General features: G+C 63.6%; 14 protein-coding genes. 13 read left to right on the forward strand and 1 reads right to left on the reverse strand.

Annotation, left to right across the window (positions count from 1 at the left end):
* Positions 1 to 28: 28 nt before the first annotated feature.
* From F0A17_RS14965 to murB, 9 genes are all read left to right on the forward strand, one after another.
* The gene (locus tag F0A17_RS14965; protein ID WP_187774707.1) at positions 29 to 2314 is read left to right on the forward strand and encodes a DNA internalization-related competence protein ComEC/Rec2; all 2286 of its coding nucleotides are present in this window, start codon (positions 29 to 31) and stop codon (positions 2312 to 2314) included.
* A gap of 31 nt (positions 2315 to 2345) precedes the next feature.
* Positions 2346 to 3032, forward strand: a complete 687-nt coding sequence (locus F0A17_RS14970) for a MotA/TolQ/ExbB proton channel family protein (RefSeq protein WP_149329137.1) — start codon at positions 2346 to 2348, stop codon at positions 3030 to 3032.
* The gene (locus F0A17_RS14975; RefSeq protein ID WP_149329138.1) at positions 3029 to 3457 is read left to right on the forward strand and encodes an ExbD/TolR family protein; all 429 of its coding nucleotides are present in this window, start codon (positions 3029 to 3031) and stop codon (positions 3455 to 3457) included. The genes F0A17_RS14970 and F0A17_RS14975 overlap by 4 nt, the downstream gene beginning before the upstream one ends.
* Positions 3454 to 5211: a lipid A export permease/ATP-binding protein MsbA gene (gene msbA, locus F0A17_RS14980; protein ID WP_149329139.1), complete on the forward strand. Its 1758-nt coding sequence runs from the start codon at positions 3454 to 3456 to the stop codon at positions 5209 to 5211. The genes F0A17_RS14975 and msbA overlap by 4 nt, the downstream gene beginning before the upstream one ends.
* Positions 5208 to 6218, forward strand: a complete 1011-nt coding sequence (lpxK, locus tag F0A17_RS14985) for a tetraacyldisaccharide 4'-kinase (protein ID WP_149329140.1) — start codon at positions 5208 to 5210, stop codon at positions 6216 to 6218. The genes msbA and lpxK overlap by 4 nt, the downstream gene beginning before the upstream one ends.
* A gap of 64 nt (positions 6219 to 6282) precedes the next feature.
* Complete coding sequence (locus F0A17_RS14990; protein WP_149329141.1) at positions 6283 to 6492, forward strand: Trm112 family protein; 210 nt, start codon at positions 6283 to 6285, stop codon at positions 6490 to 6492.
* Positions 6492 to 7265: a 3-deoxy-manno-octulosonate cytidylyltransferase gene (kdsB, locus tag F0A17_RS14995; RefSeq protein ID WP_149329142.1), complete on the forward strand. Its 774-nt coding sequence runs from the start codon at positions 6492 to 6494 to the stop codon at positions 7263 to 7265. Before F0A17_RS14990 ends, kdsB begins: the two co-directional genes overlap by 1 nt.
* Before the next feature lie 35 nt (positions 7266 to 7300).
* On the forward strand, positions 7301 to 7774 hold the full coding sequence (locus tag F0A17_RS15000) for a low molecular weight protein-tyrosine-phosphatase (RefSeq protein ID WP_149329143.1): 474 nt from the start codon (positions 7301 to 7303) through the stop codon (positions 7772 to 7774).
* Positions 7771 to 8784, forward strand: coding sequence for a UDP-N-acetylmuramate dehydrogenase (murB, locus tag F0A17_RS15005; protein WP_422671002.1), 1014 nt, complete (start codon positions 7771 to 7773; stop codon positions 8782 to 8784). Before F0A17_RS15000 ends, murB begins: the two co-directional genes overlap by 4 nt.
* A gap of 78 nt (positions 8785 to 8862) precedes the next feature.
* Here murB and rne read toward each other — a convergent pair whose 3' ends face one another.
* Positions 8863 to 11970: a ribonuclease E gene (gene rne / locus F0A17_RS15010; RefSeq protein ID WP_187774708.1), complete on the reverse strand. Its 3108-nt coding sequence runs from the start codon at positions 11968 to 11970 to the stop codon at positions 8863 to 8865.
* 570 nt (positions 11971 to 12540) lie between these two features.
* On the opposite strand from rne, the gene F0A17_RS15015 reads away from it, so the two are divergent.
* The 4 genes from F0A17_RS15015 to F0A17_RS15030 all read left to right on the forward strand — a co-directional run bounded on the left by F0A17_RS15015 (position 12541) and on the right by F0A17_RS15030 (position 17444).
* On the forward strand, positions 12541 to 13488 hold the full coding sequence (locus tag F0A17_RS15015; protein WP_149329144.1) for an RluA family pseudouridine synthase: 948 nt from the start codon (positions 12541 to 12543) through the stop codon (positions 13486 to 13488).
* 30 nt (positions 13489 to 13518) lie between these two features.
* Positions 13519 to 14169 (forward strand): HAD family hydrolase, encoded by a 651-nt coding sequence (locus tag F0A17_RS15020; protein WP_149329145.1) that lies wholly within the window; start codon positions 13519 to 13521, stop codon positions 14167 to 14169.
* 24 nt (positions 14170 to 14193) lie between these two features.
* On the forward strand, positions 14194 to 15255 hold the full coding sequence (gene sppA / locus F0A17_RS15025) for a signal peptide peptidase SppA (protein WP_149329146.1): 1062 nt from the start codon (positions 14194 to 14196) through the stop codon (positions 15253 to 15255).
* 356 nt (positions 15256 to 15611) lie between these two features.
* Positions 15612 to 17444 carry an ABC transporter ATP-binding protein gene (locus tag F0A17_RS15030; protein WP_228716919.1) on the forward strand — a complete coding sequence of 611 codons (1833 nt, stop codon included), beginning with the start codon at positions 15612 to 15614 and terminating at the stop codon, positions 17442 to 17444.
* Positions 17445 to 17579: the final 135 nt, after the last annotated feature.

Here is a 17579-nt window from a genome sequence, read left to right on the forward strand (position 1 = left end):
TGTGCCGACGGGAGGCAAGGGAGTGCGGATGGGGGTGGCAATGCCGATGGCGCTGGCGGCGCTGGGCGGCACGGGGCTTGGCCGGTGGGCGCCGCCCGGGTTGGTGGAGGCCTGGGCGCTGGCGCTGCTTTGCGCATTGGCGAGCAAGCGCTGGCGAATGGCCGGGCTTGCCTTGGTGCTCGCCGTAACGGCGGTTCAGGTGTTGCTGGCCAGGGGCGCCGAGCTGCCGGCTGGGCTGTTGCGGGCCGACCTTGCACTCGCAGGACGGCTTGAAACGGTCGAAGGCGAAGGCCGCCTGACCCGGTTGCTGGTGCGGGTGGACGATTGCCGGCCGCTCGAGGCCGATAGGCTACCTTGCCACCGGCTGCGCCGGGTGCGCCTCAGCGTCTACGAGGCGCCGCCGATGCAGCCGGGCGAGCGTTGGGCCCTCACCGTGCGGCTGCGTCCACCGGATGGTTTTGCCAATCCCGGTACCTTCGATTATCGCGCCTGGCTATGGCGCGAAGGCATCCAGGCCACCGGCTATGTGCGCCGCGAACCGGCTCCTCGACGGCTGGCGCCGGCGCCTTATTCCCTACGCCGCCAAGCCGTGGCATTCCTCGATGCGCAGCCGCTCGCCCCTCTGACGACTCGCTGGCTGGCGGCGTTGACGCTGGGGGCCGGTGACCGGCTCTCGCGCGACGACTGGGAGCGGCTCAACGCCAGCGGTACTACCCATTTGGTGGTGATCTCGGGGCTGCACGTGGGCCTGGTCGCCGCCTTCATCCTGCTGCTGGCACGAGGCGTCGCGCGTGCGTTGACCCCGGAGCGCTGGCGCATGGCGATCTGGCCCTGGTGGTTGGCGGGGTTGGCGGCGGTTGGCTACGCCGCCCTGGCGGGTCTGCAACCGCCGGCCCTGCGTGCTCTGATCATGACCGTGATCGGGCTATGGGTCGCCAGTGGACGCCACGCTCCCGGTTCCTGGCAAGCCTGGTGGTTGGCGCTGGGACTGGTGGTGCTGCATGACCCGTTATCGGTTTGGCGTCCGGGGCTGTGGCTCTCGTTCCTGGCCGTGGCGGTGTTGATCCTGATCTGGCAAGGGCGTCCGCGGCCACGGGGCTTGCGCGGCTGGGCATGGGGGTTGCTGCGTACTCAGCTTCTGCTGGCGACGCTGATGGCGGCGGCTGTGCTGCTGGCCTTCGCCCGGCTTGCGCCTGCCGCGCCGCTGGTCAACTTGGTGGCGGTGCCGCTGGTGAGTTCGCTACTGGTGCCGCTGGGGCTGCTGGGCTGGTTGTTCGCACCGCTGGCGCCGCTCGGCGCTGCCTGCTGGTGGCTGTTCGAACGCATCACGCTGAGCATGACGGAGCTGCTCGATCTCGCGGTTTCCCGGCTCCCGCTATGGTGGCCCTCCGCCGAGCTGATCGCTCCACTTGCCCTGATGCTTGGGCTAATGGCGCTGCTGTGGGCGTTGCCCGGGCTCGCCAGGCGTCTTCGCGTCGGGGGGACGCTGTTGTTATTGCCCGCCATGCTGGGACTCACCGTGCCCGTGCCGGAGCCGGGCAGTCTGCGAGTACGGGTTTACGACGTCGGCCAGGGGCAACTGGTCGAGCTGCACAGTGCCGGTTTTCGCATGCTCTACGACAGCGGGCCGCGCTTCGCCTCTGGCTTCGCTCCGGTGAGTGCGTTATGGCCGGCGGGCCAACGCTTCGATCGGGTCATGGTCAGCCATGGCGATCTCGACCATGCCGGAGGCGTGGCCTGGCTGGCGGAGCGGCACGACGTCGGCGAGTTCCAGGCGCCTGCGGGAGAAAACCTCGACGTGACTTCCACTGTCTGCGTGGCTGGGCAGCAGTGGCAGCGCGACGGTGTGAGCTATCGCGTGCTTTGGCCTCCGGCAGACGCGGCACCGTTTTCCAGCAATGACCGCTCCTGTGTGCTCGAAGTAACGGCGGGGGAGGAGCGCCTGTTGATCACCGGCGATGTGAGCAGCGACATCGAGCGGGTCATTCTCCAGCGACTACCTCTGCCGATCACGGTGCTGGTGGCGGGGCATCACGGCAGCCGTTCCAGCTCCGGCCCCCAACTCGTGCAGTGGACCACGCCGCAACATGTCGTGTTCAGTGCCGGTCGTCACAATGCCTTCGGTCATCCCAGCGACGCGGTAGTGCGACGTTTCCATCGCGTCGGTAGCTGTCAATGGAGCACCGCCCTGGACGGTGCCGTCACCTTCTGGCTCGGACGCGACTCGAGCGTAAGCCTCGATACCGCCCGCGCCATGCCTTGGCGGCGCGGCGGTGTCGAAGGGAAGTGCCATGCGGTAGAATCGCGCCATTGATCGCGACAGCGTTGCGTGAGGAGGGGAACCGATGGACATGATGGATGCGCTGGTCGCCGGGGGGTGGCTGATGGTCCCGCTCCTGGGCTGCTCGCTGCTGGCGACGGTGATCATCATCGAGCGTCTGTGGACCCTGCGCGCCAAGCGCATCGCCCCTTACGGCTTGGGGCAGGAGGTTTGTTCGCTGGTCGCCCGTGGCCAGGTCAATCTCTACTGGCTCGAGAGTCACTCACCGCTGGGGGCCGTGCTGGCCGCCGGGCTGCGTAACGCGCGCCTGGGGCACGAGCAGGTGCGGGCCAGGCTGCAGGAGGCTGCTACCGCCGTGATTCACGACATGGAGCGCTTTCTCAGTCCGCTGGGCACCATTGCCGCGATTACGCCGCTGATCGGCCTGCTGGGCACCGTGGTGGGAATGATCGAGGTGTTCGCAGTGATCGTCGCAGCGGATGGGGCAAGCCGGACCGCCGAACTTGCCGGTGGCATTTCGCGTGCCCTGGTGACCACTGCTGCGGGTCTCACGGTGGCAATTCCGGCGCTGATGTTCCATCGTTACTTTCTGCGCCGAGTGGAGGACATCACGGTGCGCATGGAGGAGCAGGCGGGCCAGGTGGTGGAATTTCTGGCCCACTATCAGGGCGAGCTGGGTTTCAGCGAGCAGCGCGAGGAAGAGCGGGCCCGCTTTCGGGAGCAACCTGCGCCGGAGGTCGGCAGGTCGTGAAATTTCCGCGCCGCCGTCGCGATCCGGTGGAGGTCAATCTCACCCCGCTCATCGACGTGGTCTTTCTGCTGCTGATCTTCTTCATGGTATCCACGACATTCGAGACCCGACAGGCATTGGAGCTGGAACTGCCCGAGAGCGCTGCCGGCACGGCGCTCGAGGCGTCGCCGGTGACCCTGGTCGTCACCGAGCGGGGACGCTACCGGCTGGGAGAGCGCGAGCTCGGGGCAGCGGAGCTGGGTGAGGCGCTCTCCGCCGAAGCCGATCAAGCTCGCCTCCATGGGCTAGTGGTGGAGGCCGATGCACGTGCGGTTCACGCCGACGTGGTGCGAGCGCTGGATCAAGCGGGCGCGCTCGGCGTTCGCCAGGTGCGCATTGCCACGCGCGAAACTCAGGCAACATCCACGCAAGCGGAGACACCGTGACTCAAGACCGGACCCAACATTCTAGCTGGGCCCTCTACAAGCGGCTGCTGGCTTATGTGAAGCCCCACTGGGTTTCGTTCACCCTGGCGATCGTCGGCTATGCGCTCTACGCAGCCTCGAGCACTGCCCTGGCGGAAATGATGAAGCGCCTTATCGATGGCATTCAGAACCCCGATGCCTCCTTTCGCCTGCTGTTGCCGCTGTTCGTGGTCGGCATGTTCGCTGCCCGCGGCCTGGGCACCTTTCTCGGTACCTACTTCATGAGCAACGTGGCGCGCAACGTGGTGCATTCGCTGCGTTGCAATGTGTTCAACCACATGTTGCACCTGCCGGGTCGTTTCTTCGACGCCCACTCCAGCGGCCATCTCATCTCTCGCGTTACCTACCATGTCGAGCAGGTGACCGGGGCGGCGACCAATGCCATTACCATTCTGCTGCGAGAAGGTCTGTTCGTGATCGGCCTGCTGAGCTACCTGTTGTGGACCAACTGGATGCTGACGCTGCTTTTCCTGGGCGTGACCCCGCTGATCGCCGGCGTGGTGAGTTACGCCAGCAAGCGCTTCCGGCGTATCTCGCAGCGCATCCAGCACTCCATGGGCGATGTCACCCATGTCGCTTCCGAGGCGCTGACGGGCTATCGCGTCGTGCGTACTCACGGGGCGGAGGCGTACGAGAAGGCGCGCTTCGCCAAGGCCAGCGAGTACAACCGCCAACAGAAGATGAAAGAGGCCCTGACCAAGGCGATCAGCACGCCGGTGATTCAACTGATGATCGCCGTATCGCTGGCAGTGTTGGTATGGCTGGCGATGTCGCCGGCGATGATGGCAGACATGACGCCAGGTGAGTTCGTGGCGTTCATTACCGCCGCTTCGCTGATGGCCAAGCCGGTGCGTCAGCTCACCGAGATCAATAGCGAGATACAGAAGGGCATTGCCGCCGCCGATGAGCTGTTCGGCCTTCTGAACGTGCCAGCCGAGCCCGACGAAGGCACTCTGGAGCCGCAAAGACTCGAAGGACGGGTCGAGTTCGAAGGAGTGCGTTTTCGTTACGGCGAAGACCAGCCCGAGGTGCTCAAGGGCATCGACCAGGTCATTGCGCCAGGCGAGATGGTGGCCATCGTCGGTCGCTCGGGAAGCGGCAAATCGACCTTGGTAGGGCTGCTACCACGTTTCTATCGGCCCACTGGCGGGCGAGTGCTGATCGATGGGGTACCGATCGACGATTATCGCCTGGCGCCGCTGCGCCGGCAGATCGCGTTGGTTTCACAACAGGTGACGCTGTTCAACGCCAGCATTGCCGACAATATCGCCTACGGGGTCCCGCAGGCCGACCGTGTCGCCATCGAGGCGGCGGCGCGCGCCGCCTATGCGCACGAGTTCATTGAACGGATGCCCAACGGATACGACACCTTGGTCGGCGATAATGGCGTGATGCTCTCCGGCGGCCAGCGGCAACGGCTGGCCATTGCCCGGGCAATCTTCAAGGATGCGCCGTTGCTGATTCTCGACGAGGCCACGTCGGCACTGGATACCGAGTCGGAGCGTTATATCCAGGCAGCCCTGGAGGTCGTCTGCCGCGGGCGCACGACGCTGGTCATTGCCCATCGGTTGTCCACCATCGAACGCGCCGACCGCATACTGGTCATGGAACAGGGGCAGGTCGTCGAGCAGGGCACCCATGCCGAACTGATCGCCCGCGACGGTGCCTATGCCGCACTGCATCGGTTGCAGTTCCAGGAGGCCTCGACGGCATGATACGCGGGTTCGGTGAGCGCTGGCTCGTAGCCGCCTACGGCAACGCGGCCTGGCTCAAGTTACTGCGGCCGCTGGAGGCGCTCTACCGTAGGGCAATGAAGCGCCGTGCCGCCGCCTACCGTCAAGGCAAGCGTGCGGTATGGCACGCCGACGTTCCGGTGATCGTGGTCGGTAACCTGACGCTCGGCGGCACAGGCAAGTCCCCCTTGGTGGCCTGGCTTGCGCGCCACTTGTCCGAGCGGGGCTGGCGGCCGGGCATCGTGTCACGGGGCTATGGCGGCAGAGCGGGACAGGGCGCAGGCTACCCGCTGCATGTGACTGCGCACACACGCATCGCCGAGAGCGGCGACGAGCCGCGCATGCTGGCACGCCAGACCGGGCTACCCGTGGTGGTGGACCCGGAGCGGCCGCGGGGAGCGCGGGCACTGCTCGAGATGGGCTGTGACTTGGTGATCAGTGATGATGGGTTGCAGCATCTGGCGCTAGGGCGCGATATCGAACTGGTCGTGGTGGATGGGCGGCGTGGCTTCGGCAATGGACGTTGCCTGCCGGCAGGACCACTGCGTGAACCGTTGTCACGCCTGAGCGAGGTGGACGCGGTGCTGATCAATGGCAAGCCCACCTTCGAACCGCCTGTGGGGGCTTGGTCCTTCCGGCTGGCGCCGGTGCGCTGGCGCTCGCTAGAGGCCGACCGGAGATGTCCCGTGATGCCGCTTCCCTTCAGCGGGCCGGTGCATGCCGTGGCGGGTATCGGCAATCCCGACCGCTTCTTCGCCACGCTCAAGGAGCTGGGCATGGAAGTGCGACCGCATGCGTTGCCGGATCATCACCGCTTCACGGCGGCGGATCTCACCTTCGACGATGGCCGGCCGGTAGTCATGACGGCCAAGGACGCCGAGAAGTGTCGAGACCTGGCGCCACCGGGCAGTTGGGTGCTGGAGGTCGAGGCCGAGCCTATGCCCGCTTTCGTCGAGTGGCTGGATCAGCGACTGTCAGGATTGCGGTAACCTAGGCGTTAGGGACCGGCGAAGACGGTCGATAACGAATACGATAATTCTGCGGAGGTGAACGATGGACAAGGAATTGTTGGCAATGCTGGTCTGTCCGCTGTGCAAGGGCAAGCTCAAATACGATCGCGAGGCGGGGGAGCTGCGCTGCCATTACGATGGGCTGGCCTACCCGGTGCGCGACGGCATTCCGGTCATGCTGCCCGAGGAGGCACGCCAGATGGATGTCGATGAAAAGCTGCCGACATCGCCTGGCCGTACTGGGGAAGCGTGATGACGCGGGAGCAGGGATTTATCGCGGTGATTCCGGCGCGCTTCGGTTCCACTCGCCTGCCGGGTAAGCCGCTGCTCGATATTGCCGGGGAACCGATGATCGCTCACGTTTGGCGGCGTGCCAGTGAAAGTGCCGCCAGCCGGGTTGTGGTGGCCACCGACGATGAGAGAATCCGCGAGGCGCTCGCGCCGCTGGGTGCGGAGGTGGTGATGACTCGGGCCGACCACCCCTCGGGAACCGATCGCCTGGCAGAAGTGGCCGAGCGGTTGGGGCTTGCTGATGACGAAGTGCTGGTCAACGTACAGGGAGATGAGCCGTTGATTCCCCCGCGGCTGATCGATCAGGTGGCGGCCCGCCTGCTCGACGATCCCGGTGCTTCCATTGCGACGCTTGCCGAGCCGATCAGCGATGTGGAGACGCTATTCAATCCCAACGCAGTCAAGGTAGTGCGGGCGCTCTCCGGCCGTGCCCTCTATTTTTCTCGCGCACCCATCCCCTGGGATCGCGAGGCTTTCACCGCGCGCCCCGCTTGGCTCGTCACCGATGGCTGGCTGCGACATATCGGCCTGTACGCCTACCGTGCCGGCTTTCTCTTCGAGTATCGCGATTGGGCGCCATCGGCGCTCGAACAGCTCGAGCAGCTCGAGCAGCTACGGGCACTGCACTACGGCCATGCCATACAGGTGACGCTGGCCGCCGAGCCCAACCCTGCCGGGATCGATACGCTCGAGGATCTGGAGCGTGTACGGGACCTTTTGACCCCTAAGACTTGAAAAGCGTAAGCCCTGAGTCACTGCAAGGAGCGATCATGCGCGTACTGTTCGTCTGCTTGGGCAACATCTGCCGCTCCCCTACCGCCGAAGGGGTCTTTCGTCGCGAGCTGGATGCTGCCGGCCTGACTGGCCGCGTCGAGGTGGATTCCTGCGGCGTAGGGCCCTGGCACGTGGGCAAGGCGCCGGATCCGCGTGCCTGCGCGGCAGCCCGGCGGCGTGGCATCGAACTGAGTGACTTGAGCGCACGTCAGTTGTGCGCTGAGGATTTTCAGCGCTTCGACTATCTGTTGGCCATGGATCATGACAATCTTGCCGCCCTGAAGCGTTTGCGTCCGAGTGACTGCCGGGCCCATGTCGGGCTGTTTCTCGATTTTGCCGGTAAGGAGAACCGTCCGGTTCCCGATCCCTATTATGGTGGCGAGCAAGGTTTCGAAGAAGTGCTCGATCTGATCGAGGAAGCCTCCCGAGGGTTGATCGAGGATATCGGAAGGCGGCTCGAGGTCTTGTGAAATTGATCGAACCGATCCTGAAGAACCACGACCTGACACATGCCAACACCCTGGGCCTGCCCTGCAGGGCCGAGCGCTTCGCGGCGCCTGCCGACATGACGGCACTGCGCCACGTGCTGCAACAGGCATGCGCGCAAGGCTGGCGTTTGACACTAGTGGGTGGCGGCAGCAACCTGATCCTGCCGACGAGCCTCGAAGGGCTGGTGGTTCAGCCGGCGCTGTCGCATTGGTGGCTGGAGCGGCAGGGCGAGAATGTGCGGGTACATGTCGGGGCGGGCGTGGAGTGGCATCCGCTGGTAATGACACTGGCTCATCGCGGGCTATGGGGCATAGAGAACCTGGCGCTGATTCCGGGCCGCTGTGGCGCCGCACCGATCCAGAACATCGGTGCCTATGGCGTTGAACTGAGCGAAGTGCTGGAGGCGGTGCATCTGCTGTTTCTCGACGATGGACGCAAGGTGACACTGACGCCTGCCGAGTGCGCCTTCGGTTATCGTGACAGTATCTTCAAGAGAGAGCTGGCGGGGCGCGTTGTGATCATCGGGTTGACGCTGAGGCTGACGCGTCAGGCGCGCCCTCGGCTGGATTACGGTGATCTGTCGGCGCGCGTGGGCCCGCGCCCGAGTGCGCTTGACGTAGCCGAAGCCGTATGCGCCATACGCCGTGAGAAGCTGCCCGATCCGGGGCAGTTGGGTAATGCCGGCAGTTTCTTCAAGAACCCGGTGGTGGCACGCGCCGTTGCCGACCGCTTATTGGCCCGTTGGCCGGATATGCCGCACTTCAATGTCGATGCGGAGAGGGTCAAGCTGGCCGCGGGCTGGCTGATCGATCGATGTGGCCTCAAGGGCTGGCGCGACGGCCACTTTGGCGTGCATGAGCGTCAAGCCCTGGTGCTCGTACATCTGGGGGGGGGCGATGCTGACGAATTGTTGACGTTTGCCGAAGGCGTGGCGCAACGTGTGCATTCGCATTTCGGCGTGACGTTGGAGCGTGAGCCCAGAAAAGCCTGACAGCGTATCGATTCGGCCGACAAGAAAAAGCCCGCGCTAACGCGGGCTTCTTCGTGCTGAGCCGGTCGAAAGGGCAATTCAGTTCTGGTTGCCTTTTTGTGCTTCCTGCTCGCGGCGACGGATCTCGCGCGGATCGTTATGCGCGCGACGCCGACGCCGGCTTGCGGCGGGAGAGGGCGAACCTTCCTGCGCGTCGGGGGCCTGGGTCGGCTCAGCGGGCGTCTCCGTTGGCTTGGGCGCTTCGACCTGGGTCGGCTCGGCGGGTTTCTCCACCGGCTTGGGCGCTTCGGCCTGGGTCGGCTCGGCGGGTTTCTCCACCGGCTTGGGCGCTTCGGCCCGAGTCGGCCCGGCGGGTTTCTCCACCGGCTTGGGCGCTTCGGCCTGGGTCGGCTCGGCGGGTTTCTCCACCGGCTTGGGCGCTTCGGCCCGGGTCGGCCCGGTCGGTTTCTCCACCGGCTTGGGTGCCTTGGCCTGGGTCGGCTTGGCGGGCGTCTCCGTTGGCTTGGGTGCTTCGGCCTGGGTCGGCGCTGCCGGTTTCTCCACCGGCTTGGGCGCTTCGGCCTGGGTCGGCTCGGCCGGTTTCTCCACCGGCTTGGGCGCTTCGGCCTGGGTCGGCGCTGCCGGTTTCTCCACCGGCTTGGGCGCTTCGGCCTGGGTCGGCTCGGCCGGTTTCTCCACCGGCTTGGGCGCTTCGGCCTGGGTCGGCTTGGCGGGCGTCTCCGCCGGCTTGGGTGCTTTGGCCCGGGTCGGCTCGGCCGGTTTCTCTACCGGCTTGGGCGCTTCGGCCCGGGGCGGCTCGGCGGGTTTCTCCGCCTTGGCGGGCGTCTCTGCCGGCTTGTGCGCTTCGGCCCGGGTCGGCTCAGAGGATGCCTCCACCGCCTGGGACGATTCGCCCTTTGCCGTTTCTACGGTTTCAGCTTGGTGTACCGCTTCGGCCTGGAGGCGTTTCTGCTCGGCTTCGGCTTGAGGATTAATGGCGTGCTGGCGCGAGCGATTGCGCGGGTTGTTGCGGGTACGCTTGGGCTTGCCATCGTCATCCCTGGCGGATTCAGCCGCTTTCTCGGCAGGTTTCTCTGCGGGCTTCTGGGCCGGTTTATCCAGGTTCTCGGCCTTCTGGCGGCGGGGCGCCTCATCGCGCTGACGCTGTGCCGGCTTGCCCTGGCGGCCTTCGTCGCCCTGCGATTTCTCGGCACGTGCCTGGCCGCGACCACCGCGTCCGCTGCGGCCGTCGCTGCGCCCACCGGCGGGTTCCTGGCGCGATTCGCGCGAATCGGGATGTGGGCTTTCCTGTTGGCGCGACTGAGGACTCCGCTGGCTGCTGCGGCTCTCTTCGGGCGTGTTGCTGCGTGAGCGGCGACGCTGGCGGCCGTTGCGCTCGCCTCGGTCCTCGACGCCGCGTGCCTGAGGGGCTGCTGCCTCTGGCTTGCGCGACGGTGCCGAGGACTCGGTATCACTTTCGGCACTGCCGAGCCACTTGCTGACTCCCTTGATAAGACGGCCCAGCACGCCGCTAGTGGCGGGCTCCGAGACGGGGGAAGCAGGCTCGCGGGCCGGCTCCTGCTGCAGCGAAGCGGGGGCCGGTTCGTTGTGGATCACCGTCTTGACCGCTGCTTCCGCGCGGGCAACCGGCTTGGCAATGCTCGCATCCGGCTCCCTGCCGATCTCGGTATCGACCGAGAGCTCGAAACTGGACTTGTCCTGATCGCCTTCCTCTTCGATGTGGTCATCGCGCAAACGCTGCACATCGTAGTGAGGGGTATCCATGTCGGGGTTGGGCAGAATCAGTACCCGTACGCCCTGGCGCTTCTCGATGTCGGCGAGAACCGCGCGCTTTTCATTGAGCAAATAGGTGGCGACCGGAACGGGAAGGATGGCGCGGATCTGCGCGCTGCGCTCCTTCATCGCCTCTTCCTCGATCAGGCGCATGATGGAAAGCGACAGCGAACGCACATCGCGAATGGTGCCCTGGCCATTGCAGCGCGGGCAGACCACGCCGCTGGTCTCACCCAGCGAAGGGCGCAGGCGCTGGCGCGACATTTCCATCAGGCCAAAGCGAGAAATGCGGCCGATCTGCACGCGCGCGCGGTCGAGCTTGAGCGCGTCGCGCATGCGATTCTCGACCTCGCGCTGATTGCGTGCCGGACTCATGTCGATGAAGTCGATCACCACCAGGCCGCCGATGTCACGCAGGCGAAGCTGGCGGGCGATCTCGTCGGCCGCTTCCAGGTTGGTCTGCAGGGCGGTTTCCTCGATATCGCTACCCCGGGTGGCACGCGCCGAGTTGATGTCGATGGAAACCAGGGCTTCGGTGTGGTCGATGACAATGGAGCCGCCTGAGGGCAGCTTCACTTCGCGTTCGTAGGCGGTCTCGATCTGGGATTCGATCTGGAACCGCGAGAACAGCGGCACCTCGTCGGCATAGAGCTTGATCTTCTGCTGATAGGAGGGCATCACCTGGCGAATGAAGGTGAGCGCTTCCTGATGAACCTGAGGGCTGTCAATCAACACCTCGCCGATATCCTGGCGCAGGTAGTCGCGCATGGCGCGGATGATGACATTCGATTCACGGTAGATCAGGAACGGCGCTGGGCGCTTGCCCGCTTCCTCGGTGATCGATTCCCATACCTGGACGAGATAGTCGAGGTCCCACTGCAGCTCTTCGCTGCTACGCCCGATGCCGGCCGTGCGCACGATGACGCCCATCTTCTCGGGCACGGTGAGCTGCCCCATGGCCTCCTTGAGCTGGGTGCGCTCCTCGCCCTCGATACGGCGCGAAATGCCTCCGGCACGCGGATTGTTGGGCATCAGAACCAGGAAGCGTCCCGCCAGGCTGATGAAGGTGGTCAGCGCCGCGCCCTTGTTGCCGCGCTCCTCCTTGTCGACCTGAATAATGACTTCCTGACCTTCCTTGAGCACTTCCTTGATGCTGGGGCGCCCTGAGGTGTCTTTCAGGAAATAGTCGCGTGAGATTTCCTTGAGGGGCAGGAAGCCGTGACGATCGGCACCGAAGTCGACGAACGCGGCTTCGAGGGAGGGTTCGACGCGGGTGATCTTGCCGCGATAGATATTGGCTTTCTTCTGCTCCCTGGCACCGGATTCGATGTCCAGGTCGTATAGGCGTTGTCCATCGACCAGCGCGACACGCAGCTCTTCCGGCTGGGTCGCATTGATGAGCATCCGTTTCATGTTGTCTCGCAATCTGGACGCGCCGGGGGCATCGAAGAAGGCGAACCTCTGGGTGCTGCGTGCTTGTGCTCAGCGCATGTCGCGGATGCACAGTGGCGCCCGATCGTGGCGGCACCCGGAGGGGGCCCGGCACGACATGATCATGTTGAGTACGCGGCGGAGGCAGGACATGTCTCGGTGGGCTTCTCCCATCCGGCCCTGCGGTCACCGCCAGACACCTGGCATTCATCGATTCGCCAACGCCGGCCACCGGCACGATGTTGAACGATTCCCGTGGCCACCGCCCGCCTGTCACTATCGGCGGGCCGGGATCCGGGCGTGGCGTCACTACTGTCTTTTTTTCCGTACATCACTCGTCGGCGGCGGGATCCCGATACGAGTACAAGGATCGTCGCGGCCCGATTTCGTCGCTCCGGCCTGCGTGTCTGTCGGGCAGGCGCCATGGGACCGAAGGGATCCATCCGAGCGAGCTGGCAATATAGCAGTATTGCCAAGGCGCAGCAATTGGCGCAGTGCGGCGCCGAGTACGTTAGAATGCTGGCCCACAACAGGTTTTCCAGCAGGAATGAGATGGCCGAAGGTCGCGACGTACAGTGGTTGGAAGTGGGCGAGGGCCAGGCGGGGCAGCGGATCGATAACTTCCTCATCACGCGCCTGAAAGGCGTGCCGCGAACGCTGGTCTACCGCATCGTGCGCAAGGGCGAGGTGCGGGTGAACAAGAAACGGATCAAGGCAGACTATCGCCTTCAGGTGGGGGACTTGGTGCGTATCCCACCGCTGAAGCTCGCCCCGCGCGAGGCAGTCAGGCACGTCAGTGATGGACTGCGCAATCTACTGGCGGGTAGCGTGCTGGTGGAAGGGCCGGGCTGGCTGGTGCTGAACAAGCCGGCCGGGCTTCCCGTGCACGGTGGCAGTGGCGTCAAGATTGGGCTGATCGAGGCGCTGCGACAAGTGCGCGAGGATCTCGACTTTCTTGAGCTGGTGCACCGGTTGGATCGCGACACTTCGGGCTGCTTGCTACTGGCCAAGTCGCGGCCGGCGCTGCTGACCCTGAATGATTCGCTCAAGCGGCACCAGATGGACAAGCGTTATCTGGCTCTGGTAGCAGGGCGCTGGCCGGCACGGCGTGAATTCGTGAGCGCGCGCCTGGAGCGGTTCGACGCCGGCAACGGGGAGCGCCGAGTGCGGGTGGATACCGCCGGCAAGGTGGCGCGGACCCGGTTCGCCGTGCGCGAGGCCCTCCCCAAGGCGACACTGATCGAAGCCGAGCCCGTGACCGGGCGCACTCACCAGATCCGGGTGCATGCCGCCCACGCGGGCCACCCGTTGTTGGGTGACGACAAGTACGGTTCACGAGAGGGCGAGGCGCTGACGCGTACCTTGGGGCTGTCGCGACTCTTTCTGCATGCCGCTTCATTGACGTTTCCCGAACCCGATAGCGGCCGGCCGGTGCAGATCCGAGCCCCCCTGCCTGCTGAACTCGAGGCGGTGCTGGCCGGTGCTCGTGCCTCGACCTGAATGGTTATCTCAAACCTTTATGGAGCCGCGATGCGTTACCGACTGGTGATCTTCGACTGGGACGGGACCCTGATGGATTCCGTAGCACGCATCGTGGCCTGCATGCAGGCGGCAGCGCTCGAAGCCGGATGGGGGCACCTCGAGGAGGCCGCCGTGCGCGACATCATCGGCCTGGGGCTGCCCGAAGCGATAGATCGATTGTGCCCGGGTATCGACGCCGAGCGCTTCGAACTGTTGCGTAGACGTTATGCCTATCATTTCGTAGAAGGGAGTCGCGCTCCGATGCCGTTCTTTTCCGGAGTGGAGGCGGGTATCGCGACGTTGCGCGAGCATGACGAGCGCCGTCTGGCGGTAGCTACCGGCAAGAGTCGTCGTGGGCTTGACCGCATCTTTCGCGAGAGCGGCAGCGGCGGCTGGTTCCATGCCAGCCGTACCGCCGACGAGACCCGCTCCAAGCCACACCCCCAGATGCTCGAGGAGCTGCTGATCGAGCTGGACGTACCGATCGAAGAGGCGGTCATGGTGGGCGATACCGAATACGATCTTGAGATGGCGCGTGCACTGGGAATGGATCGCGTCGCGGTGACCTGGGGTGTGCATGCTCCCGAGCGACTGGCCGCGTGCCGCCCCGTCTATACTGCCGGGGCGGTCGAGGAACTGTTCGACTGGCTGAATCGTTAGCGGCGACATAAGGAAGGCGAGCCCATGAGCGACGACAAGCGTGAAGACCGCTGGACCGAAGGACCGGAGCTGACTCCCGAGCAGGCGCGGGAGCAGGACTCGCCATCGGAGTCGGAGAGTGCGGAGATCCTGCGCGAGCGGCAGCGGCTGGCTCAACAGGAAACACTGGACCGCTGGATAGGTGGAGTGCTGGTCGAGCAGCGTCGCTCGCGACGCTGGAAGCTGTTTTTCCGCTTTGCTTATGTCCTGCTGCTATTGGGCCTGTTGCTGATTTCCTTTTATGGGATCTTCGGCGTGCCGATGACGCAGGAACCGGAGCAGCCGCATCTGGGTGTGGTCGAGGTGCGTGGTGTGATCGATGGCGAATCTCCGGCGAGCGCCGAGCGCATCATCACCGGCCTGAACCGTGCGTGGGAATCCAATAGGGCAGCGGCCGTGGTGCTGCACATCGACAGCCCCGGGGGCAGCCCGGTGCAATCCCAGCGCGTCTACAACGAAATAATGAGACTGCGGGAGGAGGGCGACAAGCCGATCATCGCGGTCATCGAAGATGTCGGTGCCAGTGGGGCCTACTACATGGCGGCGGCGGCTGACGAGATCGTAGCGGCGCCAGCCAGTCTAGTGGGCTCCATCGGCGTCATCTTCGCCAGTTTCGGCTTCGAGGAGGCGATCGACCGTCTCGGCATCGAGCGTCGCATCTACGTCAGTGGCGAGAACAAGGGCTTTCTCGATCCTTTCTCGGAGGTGGCGCCGGAGGAGCGGCAGTTCTGGCAGACGGTCATGGACACGACGCATCACCAATTCATCGAGTCCGTGCGCCACGGGCGCGGTGAACGCCTGGCCGATGACGAAGCGCTCTTCACGGGATTGATCTGGAGCGGAGAACAGGCCCTGGAACTGGGGCTGATCGATGGTATCGGCAGTCTCGACGAACTCTCTCGCGACCTGTTTGGCGAACTGCGGCTGCACGACTATACCCCACGCCTGGATCCCTTCGAGCGGCTTTCACGGCAGTTCGGGCGAGTCGCTGCGGAGTGGATGGGCGTATCCTCCAGCCGTTCCCCGGTCCGCTATCAATTACCCTAAGAGTACCCTGGAGCTGAGCTGGAAGCCTGGGAACAACCCGGCTTCCAGCGTCGGCGCTAGCGGTTATCTCTCCGCTCCCTTAGCAGCAAAGGCTACGTGAGGCCATTCAGCGGTTGGGGAACCTCAGCTCTGCCGCCTGAGAAAAACCCTCCTTCCTCTTTTACGCGGTTTCGTTCATGTTTACGAAACATTACCAAATGATTACATATTGGTAGCCAAGCCCTCCGCTGAAACGGGGGACTGAGCGATAGGCCGGCGGGCGACGCGAACGAAGCCAATGCTGAACGAAACCGGGCTATGTCCGTTGCGGAAAGTTCGCCATGTGAACGGTCGTAACGCATTCTATAGGGGGCTTTGTGGCGCTAGAAAACCGAAATACAAGTTCCTGCTCTCTGTTTTCCAGTATAAGAAAGTTATACACGCTTTTAAGCGACGAGCAGCGCCGTCGGCTGCTGTCGTTGCAAGCGCTTGTCGTATTGATGGCGTTTGCTGAGCTTTCCAGTATAGCGGCTATCGGTCCTTTTATGGCGGTGGTGGGGGATGAAAGTCATCTTGTCGATGAGGGAGTATTGGCTGATATCTATCGTTTGTCGGGGGCTGGGGATTCCACGGTTTTTCTGTTCTGGCTGGGTCTCGGGGTAATGGGGATACTTACGCTTGCTTCACTGATCTCTATTTTTACCACTTGGAGATTGTCGCTATACTCTCAGCAGGTGGGGGCTGAGCTTAGTACGCGTTTGTTCAAGCATTACATGAACCAGGATTGGCTGTTTCATTCCAATGGAAGTAGTAGCGAGCTTACCAGCAAGCTTTCACAAGAGTGTCGGCGCATCAGCGATAATGTGCTTACCCCGCTGATGCAGATGAATGCCAAGATCGTGATGGCCTTGTTTGTCGTCATTGCTGTTTTTATTTTCAACCCCTGGGTGGCCGTATGTGGACTGATACTGTTTGGGACGGTCTACTGGGGGTTGTATCGCGTCGTGCGACGAAGGTTGATGAATAACGATAGAATGATCAGCGCAACCAACCGCCTGCGTTTCAAACTCATGAACGAAGGCTTCGGTGGTATCAAGGACGCCCTGCTACTCGCGCGCCAGCCTGAGTTCAATCGTCGCTTTGAGCAATCCAGCCACCTGCTGGGGCGCGCCAAAGGTATCACCAAGGCCCTCAGCCACTCACCACGCTACCTCATGGAACTTGTCGCCTTTGGCGCAGTGATCATGCTGGTGCTTTATCTGCTGGTTACCCACGAGGGTCATCTTGGTACGATCCTGCCGATTCTTTCCGTGTATGCCATGGCCGGCTTCAAGCTATTGCCAGCTTGCCAACAAATCTACGGAGGTCTGGCTACGGTGCGGGGCAATATCGCTTCCTTCAACAACCTGAGAGAGGACCTGGAAGCAAGTCGTCAGGAAGCGTGCGATGAACCGGGCCACAAGACGAACAAATGGGTGCCGCGGCGTGCCATCCGTCTGGAAAACGTTACGTTTCGCTACCCGGGCAAGGAGGAGGCTGCGCTCGAAGGCATCAATCTGACGATTCCTGTCAACGGCACTATTGGCTTGGTGGGGGCCTCCGGTTCCGGCAAGAGTACAGCCATCGATCTGCTCCTGGGGTTGATCGAGCCTGAAGAGGGCCGGCTCACATTGGATGGACATCCCGTCACCTCTGCGCGCCGCCGAGAATGGCAGAACAGTGTTGGTTTCGTGCCGCAAAACATCTTCCTGGCTGATGCGAGTATTCGTGAAAATATCGCCTTTGGGCTGCCGGCAGAGCAAATCGATGACACGAAGATCTGGAGCGCCACCCAGATGGCACATCTGGATGAACTGCTGGAGCGCTTGCCCCATGGTCTGGAGACTCGAGTCGGCGAACGAGGGATTCAGCTCTCTGGCGGCCAACGCCAGCGTATCGGCATTGCCCGTGCGCTCTATGACGATGCCGAGGTCCTGGTGCTGGATGAGGCGACCAGTGCCTTGGACGGCATTACGGAGCGCCTGGTCATGGATGCGATTCATGCCTTCTCCGGAAAGAAAACCATCATCATGATCGCCCATCGCCTGGCAACGGTCAGATCTTGCGGTTGTATTTACATGATGGACGCCGGGCGCGTGATCGACAGCGGTACCTACGATGATCTGGTGAGGCGGAACAAAACGTTCCGGCAAATGGCGGAGCACGCTTGATCGACTTTGATAACACTGTCTGCAGGAAGTGTGCACTATGCCTGCATGGGAAAGGTTTGGCTAAATAAAGTTAAATAAAAAACGACCCGTCACAACAATGGGGGTAGGCGGATTCGTGTCAGGGTCGTTATGCGC

Source organism: Billgrantia pellis, from assembly GCF_008297955.1.
GTDB lineage: Bacteria > Pseudomonadota > Gammaproteobacteria > Pseudomonadales > Halomonadaceae > Halomonas > Halomonas pellis.